At 59.3% G+C, this 20,545-nt stretch carries 27 protein-coding genes and 1 tRNA gene; 14 read left to right on the top strand and 14 right to left on the bottom strand.

Going from position 1 to position 20,545, the window contains the following annotated elements; all coding sequences use genetic code 11:
- Nucleotides 1–150 precede the first annotated feature (150 nt).
- Nucleotides 151–666 (bottom strand): DUF2062 domain-containing protein, encoded by a 516-nt coding sequence (locus HX783_RS02705; protein ID WP_159955650.1) that lies wholly within the window; start codon nt 664–666, stop codon nt 151–153.
- Between the two features lie 134 nt (nt 667–800).
- Here HX783_RS02705 and HX783_RS02700 point away from each other — a divergent pair, with 134 nt between their 5' ends.
- The 8 genes from HX783_RS02700 (at nt 801) to murB (ending at nt 7,655) form a co-directional block, all read left to right on the top strand.
- Entirely contained in the window at nt 801–3,026 is a 2,226-nt protein-coding gene (locus tag HX783_RS02700; protein ID WP_177015878.1) for a DNA internalization-related competence protein ComEC/Rec2, read from the top strand.
- Between the two features lie 109 nt (nt 3,027–3,135).
- Nucleotides 3,136–3,771 (top strand): MotA/TolQ/ExbB proton channel family protein, encoded by a 636-nt coding sequence (locus HX783_RS02695; protein ID WP_106579832.1) that lies wholly within the window; start codon nt 3,136–3,138, stop codon nt 3,769–3,771.
- Nucleotides 3,768–4,196, top strand: a complete 429-nt coding sequence (locus tag HX783_RS02690) for a biopolymer transporter ExbD (RefSeq protein WP_159955654.1) — start codon at nt 3,768–3,770, stop codon at nt 4,194–4,196. The genes HX783_RS02695 and HX783_RS02690 overlap by 4 nt, the downstream gene beginning before the upstream one ends.
- Complete coding sequence (gene lpxK, locus HX783_RS02685; RefSeq protein ID WP_177015877.1) at nt 4,196–5,206, top strand: tetraacyldisaccharide 4'-kinase; 1,011 nt, start codon at nt 4,196–4,198, stop codon at nt 5,204–5,206. The genes HX783_RS02690 and lpxK overlap by 1 nt, the downstream gene beginning before the upstream one ends.
- Before the next feature lie 22 nt (nt 5,207–5,228).
- Nucleotides 5,229–5,414: a Trm112 family protein gene (locus HX783_RS02680; RefSeq protein ID WP_003174668.1), complete on the top strand. Its 186-nt coding sequence runs from the start codon at nt 5,229–5,231 to the stop codon at nt 5,412–5,414.
- Nucleotides 5,411–6,175 (top strand): 3-deoxy-manno-octulosonate cytidylyltransferase, encoded by a 765-nt coding sequence (gene kdsB, locus HX783_RS02675; protein ID WP_159955658.1) that lies wholly within the window; start codon nt 5,411–5,413, stop codon nt 6,173–6,175. The genes HX783_RS02680 and kdsB overlap by 4 nt, the downstream gene beginning before the upstream one ends.
- Nucleotides 6,175–6,639, top strand: coding sequence for a low molecular weight protein-tyrosine-phosphatase (locus HX783_RS02670; RefSeq protein ID WP_177015876.1), 465 nt, complete (start codon nt 6,175–6,177; stop codon nt 6,637–6,639). The genes kdsB and HX783_RS02670 overlap by 1 nt, the downstream gene beginning before the upstream one ends.
- Complete coding sequence (murB, locus tag HX783_RS02665; RefSeq protein ID WP_177015875.1) at nt 6,636–7,655, top strand: UDP-N-acetylmuramate dehydrogenase; 1,020 nt, start codon at nt 6,636–6,638, stop codon at nt 7,653–7,655. The genes HX783_RS02670 and murB overlap by 4 nt, the downstream gene beginning before the upstream one ends.
- A gap of 62 nt (nt 7,656–7,717) precedes the next feature.
- On the opposite strand, the gene HX783_RS02660 is transcribed toward murB, so the two are convergent.
- A complete protein-coding gene (locus HX783_RS02660) occupies nt 7,718–8,389 on the bottom strand; it encodes a Bax inhibitor-1/YccA family protein (protein WP_159955664.1) in 672 nt (223 codons plus the stop codon).
- 152 nt (nt 8,390–8,541) lie between these two features.
- Between HX783_RS02660 and HX783_RS02655 the strand changes: the two genes are divergently transcribed.
- A tRNA-Ser gene (locus HX783_RS02655) sits at nt 8,542–8,632 on the top strand.
- Between the two features lie 127 nt (nt 8,633–8,759).
- Here HX783_RS02655 and HX783_RS02650 read toward each other — a convergent pair.
- The 6 genes from HX783_RS02650 to HX783_RS02625 form a co-directional block, all read right to left on the bottom strand.
- Nucleotides 8,760–9,824 (bottom strand): tyrosine-type recombinase/integrase, encoded by a 1,065-nt coding sequence (locus HX783_RS02650; protein WP_177015874.1) that lies wholly within the window; start codon nt 9,822–9,824, stop codon nt 8,760–8,762.
- 4 nt (nt 9,825–9,828) lie between these two features.
- Nucleotides 9,829–10,065 carry a DUF4224 domain-containing protein gene (locus tag HX783_RS02645; protein WP_177015873.1) on the bottom strand — a complete coding sequence of 79 codons (237 nt, stop codon included), beginning with the start codon at nt 10,063–10,065 and terminating at the stop codon, nt 9,829–9,831.
- A 391-nt stretch (nt 10,066–10,456) separates the two neighbouring features.
- A complete protein-coding gene (locus tag HX783_RS02640) occupies nt 10,457–10,840 on the bottom strand; it encodes a hypothetical protein (RefSeq protein WP_177015872.1) in 384 nt (127 codons plus the stop codon).
- Nucleotides 10,841–10,949: 109 nt separating this feature from the next.
- On the bottom strand, nt 10,950–11,516 hold the full coding sequence (locus HX783_RS02635; RefSeq protein ID WP_177015871.1) for a hypothetical protein: 567 nt from the start codon (nt 11,514–11,516) through the stop codon (nt 10,950–10,952).
- Entirely contained in the window at nt 11,513–11,824 is a 312-nt protein-coding gene (locus HX783_RS02630; protein ID WP_177015870.1) for a DUF4406 domain-containing protein, read from the bottom strand. Before HX783_RS02630 ends, HX783_RS02635 begins: the two co-directional genes overlap by 4 nt.
- 366 nt (nt 11,825–12,190) lie before the next feature.
- Nucleotides 12,191–13,114, bottom strand: a complete 924-nt coding sequence (locus HX783_RS02625; RefSeq protein WP_177015869.1) for a DNA cytosine methyltransferase — start codon at nt 13,112–13,114, stop codon at nt 12,191–12,193.
- Nucleotides 13,115–13,207: 93 nt separating this feature from the next.
- Here HX783_RS02625 and HX783_RS02620 point away from each other — a divergent pair, with 93 nt between their 5' ends.
- A complete protein-coding gene (locus HX783_RS02620; RefSeq protein WP_159955668.1) occupies nt 13,208–13,459 on the top strand; it encodes a hypothetical protein in 252 nt (83 codons plus the stop codon).
- Between the two features lie 46 nt (nt 13,460–13,505).
- Here HX783_RS02620 and HX783_RS02615 read toward each other — a convergent pair whose 3' ends face one another.
- Nucleotides 13,506–14,285 (bottom strand): DUF2786 domain-containing protein, encoded by a 780-nt coding sequence (locus HX783_RS02615; protein ID WP_177015868.1) that lies wholly within the window; start codon nt 14,283–14,285, stop codon nt 13,506–13,508.
- A gap of 53 nt (nt 14,286–14,338) precedes the next feature.
- On the opposite strand from HX783_RS02615, the gene HX783_RS02610 reads away from it, so the two are divergent.
- A complete protein-coding gene (locus HX783_RS02610) occupies nt 14,339–14,848 on the top strand; it encodes a hypothetical protein (protein ID WP_177015867.1) in 510 nt (169 codons plus the stop codon).
- Nucleotides 14,849–14,864: 16 nt separating this feature from the next.
- On the opposite strand, the gene HX783_RS02605 is transcribed toward HX783_RS02610, so the two are convergent.
- Nucleotides 14,865–15,275, bottom strand: coding sequence for a hypothetical protein (locus HX783_RS02605; protein WP_177015866.1), 411 nt, complete (start codon nt 15,273–15,275; stop codon nt 14,865–14,867).
- 99 nt (nt 15,276–15,374) lie between these two features.
- On the opposite strand from HX783_RS02605, the gene HX783_RS02600 reads away from it, so the two are divergent.
- The 3 genes from HX783_RS02600 (at nt 15,375) to HX783_RS02590 (ending at nt 16,965) form a co-directional block, all read left to right on the top strand.
- Complete coding sequence (locus HX783_RS02600) at nt 15,375–15,890, top strand: hypothetical protein (RefSeq protein ID WP_177015865.1); 516 nt, start codon at nt 15,375–15,377, stop codon at nt 15,888–15,890.
- Between the two features lie 134 nt (nt 15,891–16,024).
- Nucleotides 16,025–16,591 (top strand): YecA family protein, encoded by a 567-nt coding sequence (locus HX783_RS02595; RefSeq protein ID WP_177015864.1) that lies wholly within the window; start codon nt 16,025–16,027, stop codon nt 16,589–16,591.
- Between the two features lie 53 nt (nt 16,592–16,644).
- Nucleotides 16,645–16,965 (top strand): hypothetical protein, encoded by a 321-nt coding sequence (locus HX783_RS02590; RefSeq protein ID WP_177015863.1) that lies wholly within the window; start codon nt 16,645–16,647, stop codon nt 16,963–16,965.
- Here the strand turns inward: HX783_RS02590 and HX783_RS02585 are convergent.
- The 4 genes from HX783_RS02585 to bet form a co-directional block, all read right to left on the bottom strand.
- Nucleotides 16,949–17,296, bottom strand: a complete 348-nt coding sequence (locus tag HX783_RS02585) for a hypothetical protein (RefSeq protein ID WP_177015862.1) — start codon at nt 17,294–17,296, stop codon at nt 16,949–16,951. The two genes, HX783_RS02590 and HX783_RS02585, sit on opposite strands and share 17 nt — an antisense overlap.
- A 69-nt stretch (nt 17,297–17,365) precedes the next feature.
- Nucleotides 17,366–17,959: a hypothetical protein gene (locus HX783_RS02580; RefSeq protein ID WP_177015861.1), complete on the bottom strand. Its 594-nt coding sequence runs from the start codon at nt 17,957–17,959 to the stop codon at nt 17,366–17,368.
- On the bottom strand, nt 17,956–19,584 hold the full coding sequence (locus HX783_RS02575; protein ID WP_177015860.1) for a YqaJ viral recombinase family protein: 1,629 nt from the start codon (nt 19,582–19,584) through the stop codon (nt 17,956–17,958). Before HX783_RS02575 ends, HX783_RS02580 begins: the two co-directional genes overlap by 4 nt.
- Nucleotides 19,581–20,387, bottom strand: a complete 807-nt coding sequence (gene bet, locus HX783_RS02570; RefSeq protein WP_177015953.1) for a phage recombination protein Bet — start codon at nt 20,385–20,387, stop codon at nt 19,581–19,583. The genes HX783_RS02575 and bet overlap by 4 nt, the downstream gene beginning before the upstream one ends.
- Nucleotides 20,388–20,545 lie beyond the last annotated feature (158 nt).

The following is a 20,545-nucleotide window of genomic DNA, read 5'->3' as shown; positions in this document are numbered from 1 at the left end:
GTGTAGCCATTTGCGCGGCCTGGAATCTCGCAAATTAATGTTATGCGGCAATCTTTAGGCGATTGGGAGAGCAGGCAATGCGTGCCTGTAGAGGCGTGGTGCGGGGTTGGCGGGGTTTATTGACGATCAGGGGAAGGGCGCTTGTGACCGTCACGCGCGACGCTGTTTGCGTTTCTTCCACTGGTGCGCGACCCACCAACGCCAATAGCCCATGGTCAGGCAATAGGCCAGTGCCCCCAACACCAGGCCCGAGACCACCGAGCCCAACAGGAACGGCTGCCACAACGTGCTCAGTTGGCTGCTGATCCATTCCCAGGTCAGGTTGTCGGGGAGGCTGCGCGGCGGCACATTCATCAGCCAGGCGCCGGTCAGGTAGGTGCCGACGAATACGAACGGCATGGTGATCGGGTTGGTCAGCCACACCAGGCTGACGGCAATGGGCATGTTGCCGCGCACGGCAATCGCCAGGACCGCCGCCAATAACATTTGCAAGGGAATCGGGATGAATGCCGCGAACAAACCGACGGCCATGGCACGTGCCACTGAATGCCGGTTCAGGTGCCAGAGGTTGGGGTCATGCAGCAACTTGCCGAGAAATCGTAAGGACTTGTGTTCCCGGATACTCGTGGGATCGGGCATGTACCGTTTGAATAGGCGCCGGGGCATAAGGGGTCCAGGTCAGTTCGAGGGGCAAGTATGCCCGCATTCTATAAACAGAAAATTCAGACTTTGTGACAAAACATCATAGGCCGTGCGGGTGGGCCAACTAAGACTGATGGATCACTTGAAAAGGATGATTCATGAGAACTGGGATGTTTGCCCTCGGACTTGGCCTACTGTCGCTGCGATTTTTCCCAGCGCTGCCTTCTATCGGTTGGCTGCTGGCAATGTCGGTTGTCGCACTGATGCTGTTGCCTTTTCGTACCCACCCGATGGCGTTTTTCCTGCTGGGGATCAGTTGGGCCTGCCTCAGCGCACAGTCGGCCCTGGATGATCGCCTTACGCCAGCACTGGATGGCCAGACGCGTTGGGTAGAGGGGTGGGTAGTCGGGCTGCCGCAACAGACAAGCACCGGTGTACGTTTCGAGTTGACCGACAACCGCTCGCGCAAGGCCCAACTGCCGAAGCGCATCCGCGTATCCTGGCATGGTGGCCCGCAGGTGAACAGTGGCGAGCGTTGGCGCCTGGCGGTCACGTTGAAGCGCCCGTCCGGGTTGCTCAATTTTCATGGCTTTGACTATGAAGCCTGGCTACTGGCCCAGCGCATTGGCGCAACTGGCTCGGTGAAAGATGGCCAACGCCTGGCCCCGGCCCGCAACGCCTGGCGCGACAGCCTCCGGCAGCGCCTGAGCAGCGTCGATGCCCAGGGCCGCGAGGCGGGTTTGGCAGCGCTGGTGCTGGGCGACGGCTCGGGGCTGGGCACTGAGGACTGGCGGGTGTTGCAAGACACCGGCACGGTGCACCTGCTGGTGATCTCGGGCCAGCACATCGGTTTGCTGGCGGGGCTGATCTACGGCTTGGTGGCCGGGCTGGCGCGCTACGGCTGCTGGCCCCGCGCCTTGCCGTGGCTGCCATGGGCGTGCGCCCTGGCGTTTGCCGCCGCGCTGGGCTATGGCTTATTGGCGGGGTTCGGCGTGCCGGTGCAGCGCGCGTGTGTGATGGTCGGGCTGGTTCTGCTCTGGCGTTTGCGCTTTCGACATTTGGGCGTGTGGTGGCCGTTGTTGCTGGCATTCGATGCTGTATTGCTGCTGGAGCCATTGGCCAGCTTGCAACCGGGTTTCTGGTTGTCGTTCGCCGCCGTCGCGGTGCTGGTGCTCGCGTTCAGCGGGCGCTTGGGCGCCTGGAGCTGGTGGCAGTTGTGGACGCGTCCCCAATGGCTGATTGCGATTGGCTTGTTTCCGGTATTGCTGGTGCTGGGGTTGCCCATCAGCCTGAGTGCGCCGCTGGCGAATTTATTGGCGGTGCCGTGGATCAGCTTCGTGGTGTTGCCGCTGGCATTGCTGGGCACTGCGTTGCTGGCGGTGCCGTTGGTCGGGGCGGGCCTGTTGTGGTTGGCTGGCGGCGCGCTGGACGGGTTTTTCAGGGGTTTGGCACTGTTGGCAGGGCAAAGCCCGGCCTGGATACCGGCCGAGGTGCCGCTGGGTTATTGGTGGGTGAGCCTGGCCGGTGCGGTGTTATTGCTGTTGCCCAAAGGCGTGCCGTTCCGGCTGCTGGGTTGGCCGATGCTGTTGCTGGCCGTTTTTCCACCCAGGCAACTGGTGCCGCATGGGCAGGTGGAGGTGACCCAGTTGGACGTCGGCCAGGGGCAAGCGTTGATCCTGCGCACCCGCCATCACACCTTGCTGTACGACGCCGGGCCGCGCTCGGGGGCATTTGACATGGGCGCGCGCGTGGTGGTGCCAGCCTTGAGGAAGCTCGGGGTAGAGGCGTTGGACATGATGCTGATCAGCCACGCTCACGCCGATCATGCGGGCGGTGCGGCGGCGGTCGCCCGCGCGCTGGCGGTGAAGCGGGCCGTGGGCGGCGAGGTCGAAGGGTTGCCAGCATTGCTTGCGGTTCAGCCGTGTGTCAGTGGTGAGAGATGGGAGTGGGATGGCGTGTTGTTCGAGTTATGGAGGTGGCCAGGCGCCACAGACAGCAACCCGAAATCCTGTGTGTTACGGGTCCAGGCCAATGGCGAACGCCTGCTGCTGACCGGCGACATTGATCGCGATGCCGAACAGGCCTTTCTCGCTTCAGCCTTGGCCGTACCGACCGATTGGCTGCAAGCGCCGCACCATGGCAGTCGCAGCTCTTCATCCGGGCCCTTTCTAGAGCGGCTTGCGCCCAAGTCAGTGCTGATTTCACGTGGCCGTGGCAACGCATTCGGGCATCCGCATCCACAGGTGATGCAGCGTTATCGGGCTTTGGGCAGCCGTGTCTACGACAGCGCCGAGCAGGGCGCCGTACGTCTGCAATTGGGCGCCTTTCAAGCCCCGGTTGTTGCGTGCAGTCAACGCCGTTTCTGGCGCGAAGCGCTACTGTAACCCGGCGTTACCATTGGCGGCGGCCGGCGACGGGCGGGTCTGTGGCCGACGAGCCCCGCCGGCGAACCTATATGGTAAAGTGGCGCACTTTTTCGAGGGGACATTCACTGTGTGGGAATTGGTCAAATCCGGCGGCTGGATGATGTTGCCGATCATCTTGAGCTCCATCGCCGCACTCGGCATCGTCGCCGAGCGCCTCTGGACCCTGCGCGCCAGCCGCATCACCCCCGAGCATCTATTGGGGCAGGTGTGGGGCTGGATCAAGAACAAGCAACTGGACAAAGACAAGCTCAAGGAACTGCGCGCCAATTCGCCCTTGGGTGAAATCCTCGCCGCCGGCCTCGCCAACTCCAAGCATGGCCGCGAGATCATGAAAGAGTGCATTGAAGAGGCCGCCGCCCGGGTCATCCATGAAATGGAGCGCTACATCAATGCGCTTGGCACCATCGCCGCCATGGCGCCATTGCTGGGGCTGCTGGGCACGGTGCTGGGCATGATCGATATTTTCAGCTCGTTCATGGGTTCGGGCATGACCACGAACGCGGCGGTGCTGGCCGGCGGTATCTCCAAGGCCTTGATCACCACCGCTGCGGGCCTGATGGTCGGTATTCCCTCGGTGTTTTTCCACCGTTTCCTGCAGCGCCGCATCGACGAGCTGGTGGTCGGCATGGAACAGGAAGCGATCAAGCTGGTGGAAGTGGTGCAGGGCGATCGTGATGTCGATTTTGTCGAGGGCCGAGTGTGAAGTTTCGCCGCAAGCAACGGGAAAATGTCGATATCAATTTGGCGTCGTTGATCGACGTGGTGTTCATCCTGCTGCTGTTTTTTGTCGTCACCACCACCTTCACCCGGCAAACCCAGCTGCGCGTCGACTTGCCGGAAGCGGTAAGCGGCTCGCCGGCCGAGGATCAGCAAGTCAAGCAATTGGACATCGCCATCAGCGCTGACGGCGTGTTTTCGGTGAATAACCAGTTGCTGGAGAAGAACGATCTCAACAGCCTGATGGATGCCCTGCAGAAAGAGTCCGGCGGTGATACGCAAATGCCGCTGTCGATCAGTGCCGATGGCAAAACCCAGCATCAAGCCGTGATCACCGCGATGGACGCCGCCGGCAAGCTCGGCTTCACCCATTTGCGCATGACCACCGTTGAGGCGGCGACGCAACCCTGATGGCCATCTCCGATCGTTTGCTCAAAGCCTGGTACGAGGGCCACCCGGCGCTGGCGCTGCTGCGCCCGCTCGAGTCGTTGTATCGCCGTGTGGTGCAGCGCAAGCGTGCGCGCTTCCTGGCGGGCGAGGGCCAGATCTACCAGTCGCCGGTGCCGGTGGTGGTGGTCGGCAACATCACTGTCGGCGGCACGGGTAAAACGCCGCTGATCCTGTGGCTGATCGAGCATTGTCGGCGCAGTGGCTTGCGCGTTGGGGTGGTCAGCCGTGGCTACGGTGCCAAACCGCCGCAGTTGCCATGGCGGGTCGAGGCCAGCCATAGCCCTGACGTGGCTGGCGATGAGCCATTGCTGATCGTGCAACGTAGCGGCGTGCCGCTGATGATTGATCCTGATCGTAGCCGCGCGGTTAAGGCGCTGCTCGCCAGCGAGCCGCTGGACCTGATCCTCTCCGACGATGGCCTGCAGCATTACCGCCTGGCCCGCGACCTTGAGCTGGTGCTGATCGACGCCGCCCGTGGCTTGGGCAACCGCCATTGCCTGCCGGCCGGGCCTTTGCGCGAGCCCGAGGAGCGCCTGCAAAGCGTCGATGCGGTGCTCTATAACGGTGCCGCCGCGGATCGCGAGGGTGGTTTTGCTTTCCGCCTGTTGCCCACGGCGCTGATCAACTTGAAAACCGCTGAGCGCCAACCGCCCGAGCATTTTCCGGCAGGCCAGCAGGTGCACGCAGTCGCCGGTATTGGTAACCCGCAACGTTTCTTCAATACCCTTGAAACGCTACACTGGCGGCCAATACCCCATGCGTTTGCCGACCATGCGCCCTACAGCGCAGACGTCCTGAATTTCACGCCGTCATTACCCTTGGTCATGACCGAAAAGGACGCGGTGAAGTGCCGCGCCTTTGCCCAGCCTGACTGGTGGTACCTTGCGGTGGACGCGGTGCCGTCGCCGGCATTTGTAGCCTGGTTCGACACCCAACTGATGCGCCTGCTGCCCGCCCGACTTTTGCCTTAACCGCTTTTTCCAGGAAATACTCATGGACACCAAACTGCTCGACATCCTCGCTTGCCCGATCTGCAAAGGCCCGCTCAAGCTCAGCGCCGACAAAACCGAGTTGATCAGCAAGGGCGCCGGCCTGGCGTACCCGATCCGTGATGGCATCCCGGTGATGCTCGAGAGCGAAGCCCGTACCCTGACCACCGATGAGCGCCTGGATAAATGACCACCGCCTTTACCGTTATCATTCCCTCCCGTTACGCCTCGACCCGCCTGCCGGGCAAGCCGCTGCAATTGATCGGCAGCAAGCCGATGATCCAGCTGGTGTGGGAACAGGCCTGCAAAAGCAGCGCCGAACGGGTAGTGGTCGCCACCGATGACCCGCGCATCATCGAAGCCTGCAAGGGTTTTGGCGCTGAAGCGGTACTGACCCGCGAAGACCACAACTCCGGCACCGACCGCCTGGCTGAAGTCGCCACGCAGCTTGGCCTGGCGCCGGATGCGATCGTGGTCAACGTGCAGGGCGACGAGCCGTTGATTCCGCCGTGCGTGATCGATCAGGTGGCCGCCAACCTGGCGGCCCACGCTGAAGCGCGCATGGCGACCTTGAGCGAGCCCATCGAAGACATCGACACGTTGCTCAACCCGAGCGTGGTTAAAGTTGTCACGGACATCAATGGCCTCGCGTTGACGTTCAGCCGCTCGATTCTGCCCTGGGCGCGCGACGCCTTCGCCAAGCACCCTGACGTATTGCCGGAGGGCGTGCCATACCGCCGTCACATCGGCATCTACGCCTACCGCGCCGGTTTCCTGCATGACTTCGTCAGCTGGGGCCCATGCTGGTTGGAAAACACCGAATCCCTGGAGCAATTGCGTGCGCTGTGGCACGGCGTGCGTATCCATGTGGGCGATGCGCTGGAAGCGCCACCGGCTGGCGTCGACACCCAGGAAGACCTTGAGCGCGTGCGTCGCCTGCTGGGGGCTTGATGGAAGTCCTGTTTGTCTGCCTGGGCAATATCTGCCGCTCGCCCACCGCCGAGGGCGTGTTGCGCCACAAGTTGCGCGAAGCGGGCTTGGCGGGCCAGGTCGAGGTCGCGTCGGCCGGCACCGGCGACTGGCATGTGGGCAACCCGCCGGACCAGCGTAGCCAGCGTGCCGCCCTGGTGCGCGGTTATGACCTGTCGGCGCAGCGGGCCCAGCAAGTCTCGCGCGCCGACTTTGCGCGTTATGACCTGATCCTGGCCATGGACCACAGCAACCTGCGCAACCTCAAGGCGCTGCGCCCGGCGCAGGGCAAGGCGGAGCTGGACTTGTTCCTGCGCCGCTATGAGGCGCAAGTGGACGAGGTGCCGGACCCTTACTACGAAGGCGAACAAGGCTTTGAGCGGGTCCTCGACCTGATCGAGCGTGCCTGTGATTTATTGGTGATCGAATTGAAGGGGCGGTTATGACCTTGCAGGTGCTTGCGCAGGTATCGCTCAAGCCATTCAACAGCTTTGGCATTGATGTGCGCGCCCAGTTGTTCGCCGAGGCCCACAACGATGCCGATGTGCGTGAAGCCTTGGCCTACGCGGCTGCCCATGCGTTACCGCTGCTGGTGATCGGCGGTGGCAGCAACTTGTTGCTGACCCAGGATATCCAGGCGTTGGTGCTGCGCATGGCAACCCAGGGCATTCGCGTGCTGCAGGATGATGGTTTGCACGTGGTGGTCGAAGCCGAAGCAGGCGAGGCCTGGCATCCATTTGTGCTGTGGACCCTGGAACACGGTTTCTGCGGCCTGGAAAACCTCAGCCTGATCCCCGGCACCGTCGGCGCTGCGCCGATGCAGAACATTGGTGCCTACGGTGTGGAGATCAAGGATGTGTTTGCCGGCCTGACCGCCCTGGATCGCCAGACCGGCGAGCTGCGGGATTTCAGCCTGCAAGAGTGCAACTTTGCCTACCGTGACAGCCTGTTTAAACACGAGACCGGGCGTTGGTTGATTCTGCGCGTGCGCTTTGCGCTGAGCCGCACCAGCCAGCTGAAGCTCGACTACGGCCCGGTGCAGCAGCGCCTGGCCGGGCAGGGGATCACCGACGCAACGCCCAGCGACGTCAGCCGGGCGATCTGCAGCATCCGCCGCGAAAAACTGCCGGACCCGGCTGAGTTGGGCAATGCCGGGAGCTTTTTCAAGAACCCGCTGGTGTCCCAGGCGCTGGCCGCAGAGCTCCAGGCGCTGTACCCGGACCTGGTGGCGTACCCGCAGGCGGACGGGCAGATGAAACTCGCCGCCGGCTGGCTGATCGACAAGGCCGGCTGGAAGGGCTTTCGCGAGGGCGATGCGGGCGTGCATAAGCTGCAGGCGCTGGTGCTGGTCAACTATGGATCGGCCACCGGGCACGACATTGCCAACCTGGCGCTGCGTATCCAGCAGGACATTGCCGAGCGCTTCAAGGTTGAACTGGAAATGGAACCCAACAGGTACTGAACCTGCGCAAACAAAAATGCCCCGTATCTCACGATACGGGGCATTTTTTATAGCGCTAGCAATCAGTCATCACGGCTCATGATGCCGAAGATCTGCAACAGGCTGATGAACAGGTTGTAGATCGACACATACAGGCTGATGGTTGCCATGATGTAGTTACGCTCACCGCCGTGGATGATGGCGCTGGTCTGGAACAGGATGCACACGGAGGAGAACAGCACGAAACCGGCGCTGATCGCCAACTGCAGGCCGCTGATCTGGAAGAACATGCCGGCGACAACCGCTGCCAGCAGCACGAAGAAGCCTGCGGTGATGAAACCGCCGAGGAAGCTCATGTCCTTGCGGCTGATCAGCACGTAGGCCGACAGGCCACCAAACACCAGGGCCGTCATGGCAAAGGCCGAGCTGACCACTTCCGCGCCGCCGGCCATGCCCAGGTAACGGTTAAGGATCGGGCCGAGGATGAACCCCATGAAACCGGTCAGGGCAAACGCCGACACCAGGCCCCAGGCCGAGTCGCGCAGCTTGTTGGTCAGGAAAAACAGACCGTAGAAGCCGATCAGCACGACAAAGATATTCGGGTAGCCAACGCGCATTTGCTGCGCTACATACGCCATCACGCCGCTGAACGCGAGGGTGAGGGCGAGCAAGCCGTACGTATTGCGCAACACGCGGCTGACTTCAAGCTGCTCAGCCTGCGCGTGACCATTCACTGCGTAATTCTGTTCGCGCATGGCGACACTCCTTCAGTTTTGAAACATTCAGTCGCAAGGATCATAACAGACGCCCTGTAACAAGCGATGGCAAGAGTTTGACAGTGTGTTTCATTCGGGTATTATGGCGCCCGCTGACACGGGATGGGCTATTATAATCCTGTGATGCAAAAGGGAAATTGGCAGAGTGGTTGAATGCACCGGTCTTGAAAACCGGCGAACGTTAATAGCGTTCCCAGGGTTCGAATCCCTGGTTTCCCGCCAAGATTTTCACAAAAGCCTCGCGATTGCGGGGCTTTTGCGTTTCTGGGGTTTGGTGATGTCGCTATCTTATCGATTGATAGTTTCCGCATCATTTCAGGCAGTTTCCGCAACTCCGCATAACTCGACCTCAGCGGGTCGGTTTCACGATCTCGCCTACGCGTCGATAAACCGTCTCGGTTATCCGCTTGTCCGTATGCCCCAGCAGTCGACTCGCATCCCCAAGGTCGAGGATTTCACTGGCAGCTTTTGGGCGTATGTCACGGAACTGGAACTGCCGAATGCTCGCGGCAAGCAATCCGTCTCCCTGCTCCTTGGCTATCGCGATGGCACGCGTCCTGGCGTCATCAAAGCGCAGGCGAAGCATTGGCTTGGTCACTTGTCTGCCGTCCTCGGTGATAATCAGGTATGGGGTTCGCACCCCGCGTGAGCGCCGCTGGCCTATCAACCGCTCCACCAGGGCGCCTAGGTCGTTCAGGACGCCGGCGGCAGTCAGGCGGATTCTCAGCTTTTTGGACGTCTTGCCCTGGGACACCTGCAGGAATTCGTTAACCGCGTCCGCTTCCCGCATCGACAGCACGTCTGCGGGACGCTGCCCGGTCAAATAAGCCAAGTCCATGGCGTCGCGAAGCTCCGAGGCAGCGACGGCATATACGGCGCTCCAGATTTCCTCGTTAGCGTAAAAGTCTCGCGGTACTTCCTTATTTTTCCGGACTCCGGTGGCGGGGTTGCCCTCGGTAATGCCCCACTCGCGAGCGATGTTGTAGATGTGGGAAAGTAGGGAGATCTCCCGGTTGGCTCTGACCTTGGCGGTCCGGCCATCTCGGTACTGCGCGATGATCTGCGGCGTCACAGCATCGATGGGCGCATCGCTGAAGGCCTTGCGCAACTGCTTTAGGCTGAGCAAGTTATCGCTCTGCGTCTTCGGCGCTTTGCCGGGGATGATCTCTCGCTCGTAGCGGTCGAATACCTGGCCCAACAGGGCGTTCTTTTTCGGCACCGGCTTGCAGTCGAGCTTTGCCCATTCAGCCTTGGCGATATCCAAGTCACCCCCGAGCGGGATTTCTACCCGCTTCCCGTCTTCATTCCTCCCGTCGTAGTAATACCCAACCCACTCTTTACCGCCTTTCAACGTGCGCACACGCCGAATCATTCGCGGCGGCAGGTCCCTGTTTGCCGCCTTTTTTGCTCGCATCGATTTATCCTACTTTTGACAGATCCAGTGACCAGGCTTCGGCCGCGACATTCTCTGCTGATGGTTTTACGCCTGCCAGTTTCATGCGGGCGTAGACGCGGCCTACTACCGGTCGGCGCGCGCGGGTCAGCACATACTTCCAGCCGTTTTGATTGAGCCAGGCGATCTGGCCTGACGGGATCATGTAACCGGTGATTGCCGCGATTTCTTCCTCGGCAAGGGTTTCGCTTTGAATTTCCATAGTGGTGTCCTTGCCGCGCTGGGCGGCAGAAGTTCGCCCGCCGCTCACCGGCAGGCATGTAGGGGGATTGGGGTTACATCAACGCCACCAGGCACGCCGCTGCGATTTGCCGCCGCAGTTCCTGGCGTTGTTGAAGGCTGACCAAGCCGCACCTGCATAGGCGGTTGGTCCATCTGTCGCATTCCCGGAGGAAGCGATTCCTGGATTTGCGGCTGGTCACTGGTGCAATGGCGACAATTGCTTCTGCGAACGCTCTCATGAGGCTCTCCTTGTTGGGTGAGCGTTAATGGTCGGCGCGTTGAACTGTCGGTTTCCCGACTATTTGTAGTTGAAATTACTCATGGCCTCGGCCCCTTGTAGATGAAGACGTAGGCGAACCAGAGGGTGGCGATCATGGCGTCACCCGATCCGCCATATCCTCTGCGGTGATCTGGTACTCGACGACGTTGCGAACGCGGTAGAACGTCGCGGTGCAATGCTTGCTTATCCATGCGGACAGGAGTTCGTCGAGTTCCTGGCGGGCCTCATCAGGAACATCCGGCCAGTCCTCCGCGAATTCGCCCACATCGTCATAGGCGCGCTCGCCGAGCATTTCAATGACGTCGCCCGCATCGACATAGCCGGCGGTGTTTATCGGGAATTTCTCTCCCTTCCAAACGGTTGCTCCGATTTCAAGGTCGTCGTTCTCTTCAAGCAACTCACCCAGGCTGTCGCAATTGAACAACTCTTCATTGGCTGACCAGGTTTCGTCGGGGGTTCTCTTTTCTTCAGACATGACTTCGTCCTTGCCGCTATAGCGGCTGACTTTGAAGGGGGAGGGGTTACAGTTTTGTCGCTAAGAGTACGGATGTACTGCTTTAGGGATTTCTGTGACTCGCTACCGTCTAGCGGTCGATACAGGCGCCGCCGCCGCAGGCTTTGCACGGACGGTTGATTGGCTGGCCAGCCTCTTCACGGATCTCGTTGCAAGTCGAGCCGCTCACCGGCACCACATCACCCCGACACACAGCCAGGCGCTGTACTGCGTCGAGCGATCCGTAATTGAGTGGGGCGGGTGCTGGCGCGGGCTGCTCGAGGCACAGCCCAATTTTTCGAACAAGGCCGGTCGGCGTTGGTAAGTGCGACCATTGCAGCGCAACGAGGCCGCTTCCCTCTGGCCCGTGACAGATCCACGCCACCGGCTCGCCCTGGTTCTGCAGCTTCAAGCTTTCGACTTGTTCGTCACGCTGGTTGAGTAGCTGCTGCAGGGCGTCACGCTCGGCGCGGAAACGGTTGATCTCGTCCTGAGCTTGATCGACGATCGCCTGTGCTTCGAACTTGTCGATCCAGTTGCCGATGCCTTCTGCCTTCAATACCCGACTATTGTCCGGCGAGTGGATGAAGCCGTAGTGCTTGAGGGAACAAATCTTGTCCCAGTACTCCATGCCTTCACGCGTTTTGACGTTTCTCATACAGCCTCCCTCGTTACCAGATCATGGGCATTCACAACCGTCATACCGAGGCGTTCGGCGATTAGGACTTCCAAGCGGGCACCCCTTGAATGCTCCCAGCCGGGCAGGGTGGCCACGGTGTCGCAGTCCATCAGGGCGGCAATGTCGCGGCGCATGCAGTCGGTCCACGTTCCTCCTTCAGGGTTGATCTCAGCGGGGTTGGTGACGGTGTGGCCGCCGGCGCGCAGGCTGTCGGTCATTGCGGCGAAGGCCGGGAAGTTGAGTTCAGGCAGGCCGGTCATGGGGCCGCTGAGGTAAATTCGTTTCACGGGAAATCCTTGCCGGGACATACCCGGGCTCTGGCGTGATCTGGTTTTGTAGACTATTGATTGATGGCCCGGCATACGGCCGGATCAAGGAGCTTTGAAATGAGCGATACATCCGAAGAGGCTGTCGATGTAGAACTTGCTTGCCCCAAATGTGGGAGCAGGCCTTTTGTTATGGCGGACACGCAGCGTCGGGAAATTCATTCGTTAGCTGACTTTGCCGGCTTGAGTTGCGCCGGGTGTGGCCATGTAGTCAGCGAATCTGACGTAGACGCAGCAGTTAGATCTGCCATAGATAAGGTTATGCAGGACACTTTTGGCGGGAGGGGTGGGAATTTCTAAGCGGTCAGTCATTTAGGTAACTGTGAATCATGCAGTTTTTTTCAGCGCCTCAAGTATCCGCCTGCCGGCCAGAGGCGGTACCGCATTGCCGGTCATGTGCATGGTCAGCCGATGGTTGTCCGGGCGCTGCGTGTCTTTCGGGAAGGATTGCGCGGCCATGGCCTCATCGGCAGTAATCATGCGCATCCGGTCACCGTCGACCACGGCCCATCGGTCCAGGGTGGTGATAGTGCCAATCGGGCGGTCCAGGCTGCGGCCGGTGAGGCCAGAACCAGAACCGTAATAGGGCATCACAAATCGCTCCCCGAACCGTTCCCGGCCATTCTTCACTCGAGTCAGCGTCGATTCGGCGCGACCTGGCTTGATGATCGGCGACCACTTGCCTGCGTTGAAGTCGATAATCTCGCTGGCCGGCACATGCTGGTGTTGCTGGAGCTGCAGGTGGAGCGGAGCCTTGCTGCGGGAGCAAACCATGAACAGGCGAACCCTATGCTGAGGCACGCCAAGGTCGGCGCAGTCCACGATATGCGGCGCCAACGAATAGCCCAGGCGCTGCATTGCATCGGCCCATGCCGGGTAGAGAATCCAGTCCATGAACTCCGGCACATTTTCAATAACAGCGAAGTCCGGACGATTGACCTCAGCGTTCGCCACCGGTGCCCAGGCGGTCGAGCGTGAGTTGTCGTGCTGCGGGTTCCCTGCCGCCTTGCCGCGAGCCTTTGCATGGCCCTGGCAGCAAGGAGAGGCCAGCATCACGTCGTGCTTTGGCACCTGCGACCAGTCAGCCTGATGCAAGTCCTGGCAGACGTGCTGCGTCTCCGGGTTGTTCCTGGTGTGCCACTCCACGGCGGCTGGCCAGTGGTTGGCTGCCCAGAGGACGTTGAGGCCGGCGTCTTTCCCGCCCCGGGTCCATCCGCCGAAGCCGGAAAACAAGTCAATTGCTGTGAGCATGGGGAGTCCTTGCCGGGCCATGCCCGGGCATTGGAGTGGTGACATTTCTCGGATCAGCTACAGTTCGTCCTTTAGCCAATCGGAGTGATAGGGATGATTGAGGAATTCAAGAAGGGTGGATTCACCCTCTATGCAGGGCGCTGGCCTATCGCGCCGGCCGTGGGGCCAATTCGGTCTGATGGTTCGGTGTTAGACGAAAAGGGTGTTCTGCGCTTCCAAGTCATCGACGATGAGTTGTATGCGGCAAACAGTTTGCTCGTCGGTAAGATCGATTCTGTCGGCAAGGAGTGGATTGTTGCTGACGATAAAAACAACATCCTGTATTCGTTCAGACGCCAGCTTTGATCGTAGTCTCACGCCGGTCCATGCCGGATCGGTAGAGGGGAGTGGCTCAGGCTATTACGGATAGCGCAATGGTGTCCTCGCTGCCGCGCGCGATGCCGGCGTGCAGTTCTACCTTGCTGCCTGCGAGCATCCCGGCGATTTGGGCATTCATATCCAGCTCCACGCCCTTGCTTTTCCTGGACTCTCTGATGTCTTTGGTGGCGAGATACTCGCTGATCAAGGCCTTGTCCTGCGCCTGGATCGCGACGAGGCCTTGGCCGATGACTGGGTTCCAGAGCGGATCATCGTCGCCTTGAGGCACAAGTGCTTTCAGCTTTGACTGAACCTCCCAAACCCACGCTAACGCAAAGTGATCGCCGGCAGTCTCTGGTGAATACTGACTGCGATGAATTCCAGATCTGACCGCTGAGCAGTACTCCTTGCGCGCCAGGCTTAGCTTGGTGTGCAGCGATTCGTATGCGTAGAGGGCGATGTTTTGCGCGGGAGACACGCCGACGAATGTCGCGCATTCAATGATTTGGTCTTTCGAGCAACTCCACTTCCTGCGCCGCAAAGTTGTGCAACTGAACGCGTTTGCTACAGCGATGCTCAACTGTTGATCCCATGCCGGTCGACGCTTGGCTCGGAACAGCGCCGATTCAACTTCTCCGACGTCGCTCAACTTCACATCCATCTCGGTCAGCCGGTACTCGCGCATCAATGCCTGAGCCTGCCGGAGTGCTGTTGCGGCTTCGTTCTCGTTGGCGCTCTGGGCCAGCGCCAAGCAGTGCTTGATCTTGCGGATCGCGCGCTCGAGCTTCTTTTCGTCGTTCTGTTGTGCGTACATAGGGGGGCGGGGGCCTCGCCGGTATAGTTCCGGGATCTACAGGGGAGTAGGTTATGAATTGGGAAATTATTTCCGGCTGGATAGAGCACAACTCAGGGCTGGCATCTTGGGTTCAGGCAATCGGGTCGATTGCAGCGATATTGGCCGCGATTTTTATCGCTAATCGGGACTCAAGGCTTAGAAGGAAAGCAGAGTCGGAGTTGAGGCAAGGGGCGATTGATCGCGTCGTAATTGTTATTAGTGATGCCGAGAAGAGGGTTTTAGCTGCGATTCATTCGCTAGAAAAATGGGGGGTTCGCCGAAACGCTATGAGCTTGATTGCAATCGATCTGGATCAATCTCAACAGCACCTCAAGGAAACGCTATCCATACAGGGCGTTGACTCGGCGATCTACACTCAAATATTTGTAGCTAGGGCTGGTGTTGAAACTGCTGCGCAGACGTTTAAAGTGCTTGCAGGTTTGTCAGACTCAGACCAGCTCAATGTTGATACAGCAAAGAATGCTTTGGGCGAAATAGTTTCCGCACGTGACGCGATCAATTTGATGAAACGGAAGCATTAGTCTCACTAACACCAATCTACACCCGCTGAGCCGGCGCTACCGCCACTTTGCTCTCTTCTTTCGGCGGCCACTCCGTAAACCCAACCTTAGGCGCCTTCGTCTTCGGGTTGATGAGCGGTTCGCCCTGAGCGTCGAGCAGCGCGCGCTTGGCCTTTATCCGCATGTCGCGGCACTTGCTGCCCTTGCGCGCCAACTCAATGAAGTGCTCTGCATACTGCGGTGCGTCGAAGAGCGGGCTGAGCTGCTTTAACCTGACCCCCCCCATGATCTGTTCGGCCTTCTGGGTGACCTTGATCAGCCAGTCTTCGACCGAAAGCTCTATCTTGTGGCCGGGACGCTTTGGGTCGGGCCGAGTGGTTTTGATGGTCTTCCTGGCCTCGGCCATGGCGACATCGAGGGTCATTCCAAACACTGCAAAGGTGCTCATGGGTTATCTCCAAGCGTGCGCCTGCCTCGCCGGCTGGCGTGATTCGTTGATATGGGGTATTACGGGTGACCGGCATGGAGCCGGATCAAGGAGTGGCGAATGAAGCGTTTTACGGAAAGCCTTAGATCATCTGTCGCGAATGGCGATTGGTACGTCGCACTCACAGCCGCTCTAACGCTACCTGACGTGTGCGGTCGCCTAATCGATCCGGCCGTACCTAGCGGTAAACGTTACCCCGCATGGTTCAAGGAGTGGATGGAGCCAGGCTATACCAGCATTTTGCCAAATATTGGGAGACACGTTTTTCTGAGCGGCGATGATTGCTATGCGCTTCGTTGCAGCTATTTGCATGAGGGAGGCGGAGATATCGCAAACCAGAAAGCACGAAAAGCGCTTGATGATTTCCACTTCATCATTCCACCGGGTCGCGGCATATCAATTCACCGAAACCTTCTGAACAGCACCTTACAGCTGCAAGTGGACAAGTTCTGCTTGGAGATCGCTGACGCAGTAGATGCGTGGTCGAAATCCGTTGTTAATGATGCTGGCATACAGAGCCGTATGTCGTCTTTGTTGATGATTCATAACTCCGTCCCTGGGATTCAATACAACTAACCTCCCGGTGCGAGTAGTTCGAAGTCCGGCGCCGCACTCCGGTTACCGGATGCAGCGAGTAGATAGTGGAAAGATTTGTGGATGTAGGCTATAGCTGACGGTATTGGCGAAAACTAGGAAGCCGGGAGAACTGCATGTTTGTCGGGATCAGATTGACGGATTCGCACAACTGTAGATTGATAAACAATGACTATAAAGGTCTTGACGTAGCAATCGATTTAATCGACTCCTCTGCCATACTCCCAGACTTTAGAGCAGACCTGAGCAGGCCTTCAGGAGACCACCTCAAGCTCTTCGGAAAAGTGGCTGGGCGGAATCAACCATGCCCCTGCGGCTCCGGGGTTAAAACAAAAAAATGCAAAGGTGCATCACAAATGTCTACAGGTATACGCTCAGACAACAGTTCTATCACGGTTGGGAAGGCAAATATTGTTGCCGATATCGGTATAGATCTTAAAAACAAAAGCCATGCGCAGATTGAGGAGTTGAATCATTACGCGCCTGATACACCACCTGCTCTGATACACGCTATTAAAAGCCTCCCGGTGCAACCGCCTTCAGAGCTTGTGAAGGATGCTATTGAACATCAAAAAGCTACTGGAAGTATTGACGGTTCAAAATTGTGGGACTGGTTCAGTAAGCAGGGGATTAACCTATCGTTCTGGGCCCAGCTCTCGGTGGCCTTCGCTGGATTGGGTTAAAAGTCTATTTTAACTAACGACCGGCATGGAGCCGGATCAAGGAGCAAAACGAAATGTCTATGAAGATCACGATTAATCGCAAAGGCCTCGATCGACTTTTAAAAAACGCCAAGGAAATGGAGGGGGCGCATCAGGTGAAACTGATAGATACGCTTAATCCGGAATTCGTTTCCTCCCACAGCAAATTTTCTGATTTGGAAACTTTGTTCGCTGCATCGGGATTTAAGATTGATAGCCCCGAAGACTTTGCCGCGATTCCGGACGACGAGTGGGACAAATTCATTTCTGAGAATACTGACTTCACAAGCTGGGAAGAGATGCAGCGCTCCGGCGGTATCAAGTACATGAAAGCCAAGCTTAATAAAGGCCTGTAGGCTGACTAGATGGAGAAAGGATCTCGTCACCAGGGTCTTTCCTGATTTCGCTTAAGCTTTGATTGTGAAATTCACGCGCCACGTTTTCGCTAATCACGATTTCGTGGCGTGGATAGCTCAAGAAGGCCGCAAGCTCTTCGTCGGTCATCAAGTCCATTTTCATGATGGCTATCTGCAGGACTTCGCTGATGATCGGCACCTTGCCGCGAAGGCGTATGCGCTCCATGGCCTGCTCGATGCCCGGCCTGACCTTGTGCCGCAATTCCTTCTCGGCGACCGCCAGCCGCTTCTGCGCAGCCTTGGCCGATCGTTCCTGCACAGTCTTGGCCATGGCCTACCTCTTCTATTCCGCTGGCCGGCAGTGCGAGCCAGGTTTGTCGTTTGCGTTTCTGGATTCGAGCTATGCGGCGCATGAGGTGCTGCCCTGGCGCGCTTTGGGGTAGTCGATGCCGTGGGCTGCGATGATCCGCTCGAAGGCCTTGTTGCCGATTGCCAGCTTCCCGCAGCACTGGCGCCGGGAAATGCCGAGCTCCTTGAAGGCCTTGATGCGCTCAGCGAACTCCGCATCGCGCTCCTCATCGACCGCGTTGTGCACCAGGTTGCGTGCACCACCTCTGGTAGGCGCCTTGAACGTGATGTCGTACCGCTCGGCGTGGTTGTAGATGAGTCGCCGGCTGACACCAAGGGCTGCCGCTACCTCGGTCTGGGTATGCGTGACACCCAGCTGGCGTATCTGCTCAGTCAGCTTGATTCTGGCCTGGGTGCGAATATCGTTTTTGTCGAGAGGCAGGGGGTCCGCCTCAACCCGCCGCCGAACAAACGGCTTCGGCGCGGGTGGCATCTGGTTGCTGTAGGTGATGGGCTTGGGCTTGTAGTTGTACGGCGCGGCTTCTTCGATCTTGCCGCCGGCCGCCAAAAACACCGCGACTTGTGCGGCCAGTTCGTCCGATGCTGGCCGTAGTGCCTCGACCAGGCTTAGGTGGTTGCTGATCATGCTGCCGCCTTGCCGAGTGTCACCCCGGCCATGCTGAAGTTTGCACCCTGCGCTGCGACCATCGTGTCGAGCGCTTCCCAGTTGACCAAAAGCAGCGTAATCGGCGCCTGGCCATCTGCTACGGCCTTCACCAGTGCCTCGAAGTCCGTCACGCTGGCCTGCAGCGCTACCTGATCGACCACGTGGCTCGTTACTGGCTTTTTATCCTGGTCGACGGGTGCCGCTGTCTGAACAGGCGCGGCGCGGACTGGCTCGGGCGCCGCCACTTTCTCCACGACTGGCTCTGGCTTGATGGCTGCCAGTCGCTGGGCTTCCTGCTCTTCGGCGATGCGCTTCGCTTCGGCCTTTACCTTCTCCGCCTTCTGGTGTTCGGAGATTCGGAATTTGATCAGCGTCACCAGGTCATCATTGGCCTTGGTCACCAGCTGCTGCACGTCGTTGAACAGGAAGGCGTAATCAACGGCGAGCTCCGCCAGGCTGGTCAGGTTCAAGCGAATGCTGTCCGCGGCCTGACTAGCGTCAATCTTCGCCCGGGCCAGCTCGGTATCAACTGCGTCCTGAAGGCTGGCGATAGTGCGCTTGTTCTTCATGGCGCCGGCGAAGTCCGAAACGACATGAGGTAGCGTGACTTTGCCCAGCGTCTTGTTGATTGCGGCGATGTGATCCGCCAGCGCCAGTTCGGCTTTTTGCTTGATGTTGGTCTTCACCAGCAGTTCTTGAGCCTTCACCAGCTTGTCGACCTTCAGGCGAGTCTCGCGGGCATGGGCACTGATGCGATCCAGCGAGGAAAACAGCTCGTCGATGCTTTGGGTCTGCGACAGAGCCTGTTTCTTGGCGGCAGCGACAGCCTCTTCGACGTCACCACACCACTTGACCGCCTTCTTGGCGTCGGCGAAGTCCTGGTCGGTGGAGAGTGTAGTTTTTACCGAGTCGATGACCGCCAGGGCCGAGTCTTCAAACACCTTCAGATTGCTGGCGGTAACCATGCCGGTCAGCTCGATGCGCAGCGCTGGCAGCTCATCAGGTGCCTTGCCGACGACGATTGAAGGCGCGTCAGGCATCTCGAAGTTCACCAGGTCAGCCTCGAACTGTTTCCAGCCCTCGATCAACTGGGCTGCGCGCCCGGCCACCGGCCGGTACTCCATGTGCACGAAGTTCTCCGGCGTGCCGTCCGAGCAAACAAAGATGACCCGCTCAGCGCCGCTCACCAGCAGTTGCTGCTCAAGCTGCCAGTAGTAGTGCGGAGCCAGATCGCCAGCTTTCACCTGCGCCACGACCGACTCATTCCACAGTTTGTGCTCGAACAGGGTCTCGCCGAGCATCGTGGCGCCGTCCATGGAGGCCAGCAGGTTGCCCTCGGTGGCAACGATTGGATACAGCTCTTCGCCGATCAACGCTTCAGTCAGTGGGCGGGCCAGGGCTTCAGTAGCGTGGCCCTTGTCGAAGATGAACTGCTGAGACGGCGTGACATCGGGCGTGATGCCGGTCTTCTTAGCCGCCAGCAGGTCGGTCCGGGTTTGGTACTTCGAGGCTCCCATCATCGCCGGGGCCTCGGAGGCGGTGCGGAACTTGGCGCGAAGGGCAAGCCACTCGGCGGAGCCTTGAGCTACGTTGTGAATTTTCATGCTGAATCTCCATCGAGGGCTTTGAGGTTAGTGATTTTTTCAATCTGCGCCGGGCTCAGCGTGTACTTGCTGCTGATGGTCGCAATGAGGTGTTCGGGGCTGGTGCGGTTCGAGTCGATCAATGGCTGCCACTTCACGATGTTCTCGGTCAGCAGTTCGTCGGAGTAGGTGGGCAGCGCTTCCGGTTCAGGCTGGGCGTGCTGTCGTGGGCTGACATCGCGCGCCGGCTCCTCGAATGCTTTGCCTTCCATCTCGTCGGCCGTTGGCGCTGATCCGACTTCAGGGAAAGCTTTGCGCAGGGCCTGGGCCTCAGCGCATTTGGCGAGCTGGGCAAATGCCCGGCGCTTCCACATGGCGTTGGGTGCCGCGGTGTCCTTGCTCGATGTGGCGTAGTTTTCAAGCCAGCGCTCATTGGCCGTGTATTCGGCAACCAGGCCGTTGCTCATCTGCCGCTTTACGGTCACGCGGCACCATTCGGGATACGTGACTTCTACGCCGCTCAACTTCGCCGTTACTGGAGGGCCATATTCCGGCTCGCTGATCCCTGCATATTGGCCGGTGCGAGCTGCCTGAATGCGGTACAGGCCGATGCCCGGCATCACCGTGTCCTGCATCTTTTTCGTCTTGGAGTTCCAGATCGGGACGATGTGGACCGGTTTCAACATTGGGTCCAGGTGAGCGGCCTGGCAGTAAGCCAACACCATCACTACAGAGTTCTTTTCTGCGCCGGGGTAGAGGCTGCTGCTCAGTACTTCAACGAGCGCGGCCTCCGACATCGCAGGCGTGTTGTCGTCCTGCTTCATTACTGCGGACATGGGGAATCCTTGCCGCGATGCTCGCAGCGATTTGAAGGTGTTGGTTATTGAGTGATTCGATCAGCGAGGGCGCTGAGCAACATCAGGAAGGTGAAGAGGGCGAGGGCAGGGAAGGAGCCGCGCCAGATGAGCAGGCGCCGGGTGCG

Source organism: Pseudomonas sp. D2002 (genome assembly GCF_013385735.1).
Lineage (GTDB): Bacteria > Pseudomonadota > Gammaproteobacteria > Pseudomonadales > Pseudomonadaceae > Aquipseudomonas.
Note: the sequence above shows the minus strand (reverse complement) of the source record. Positions and strands in the feature narration are given on the sequence as shown.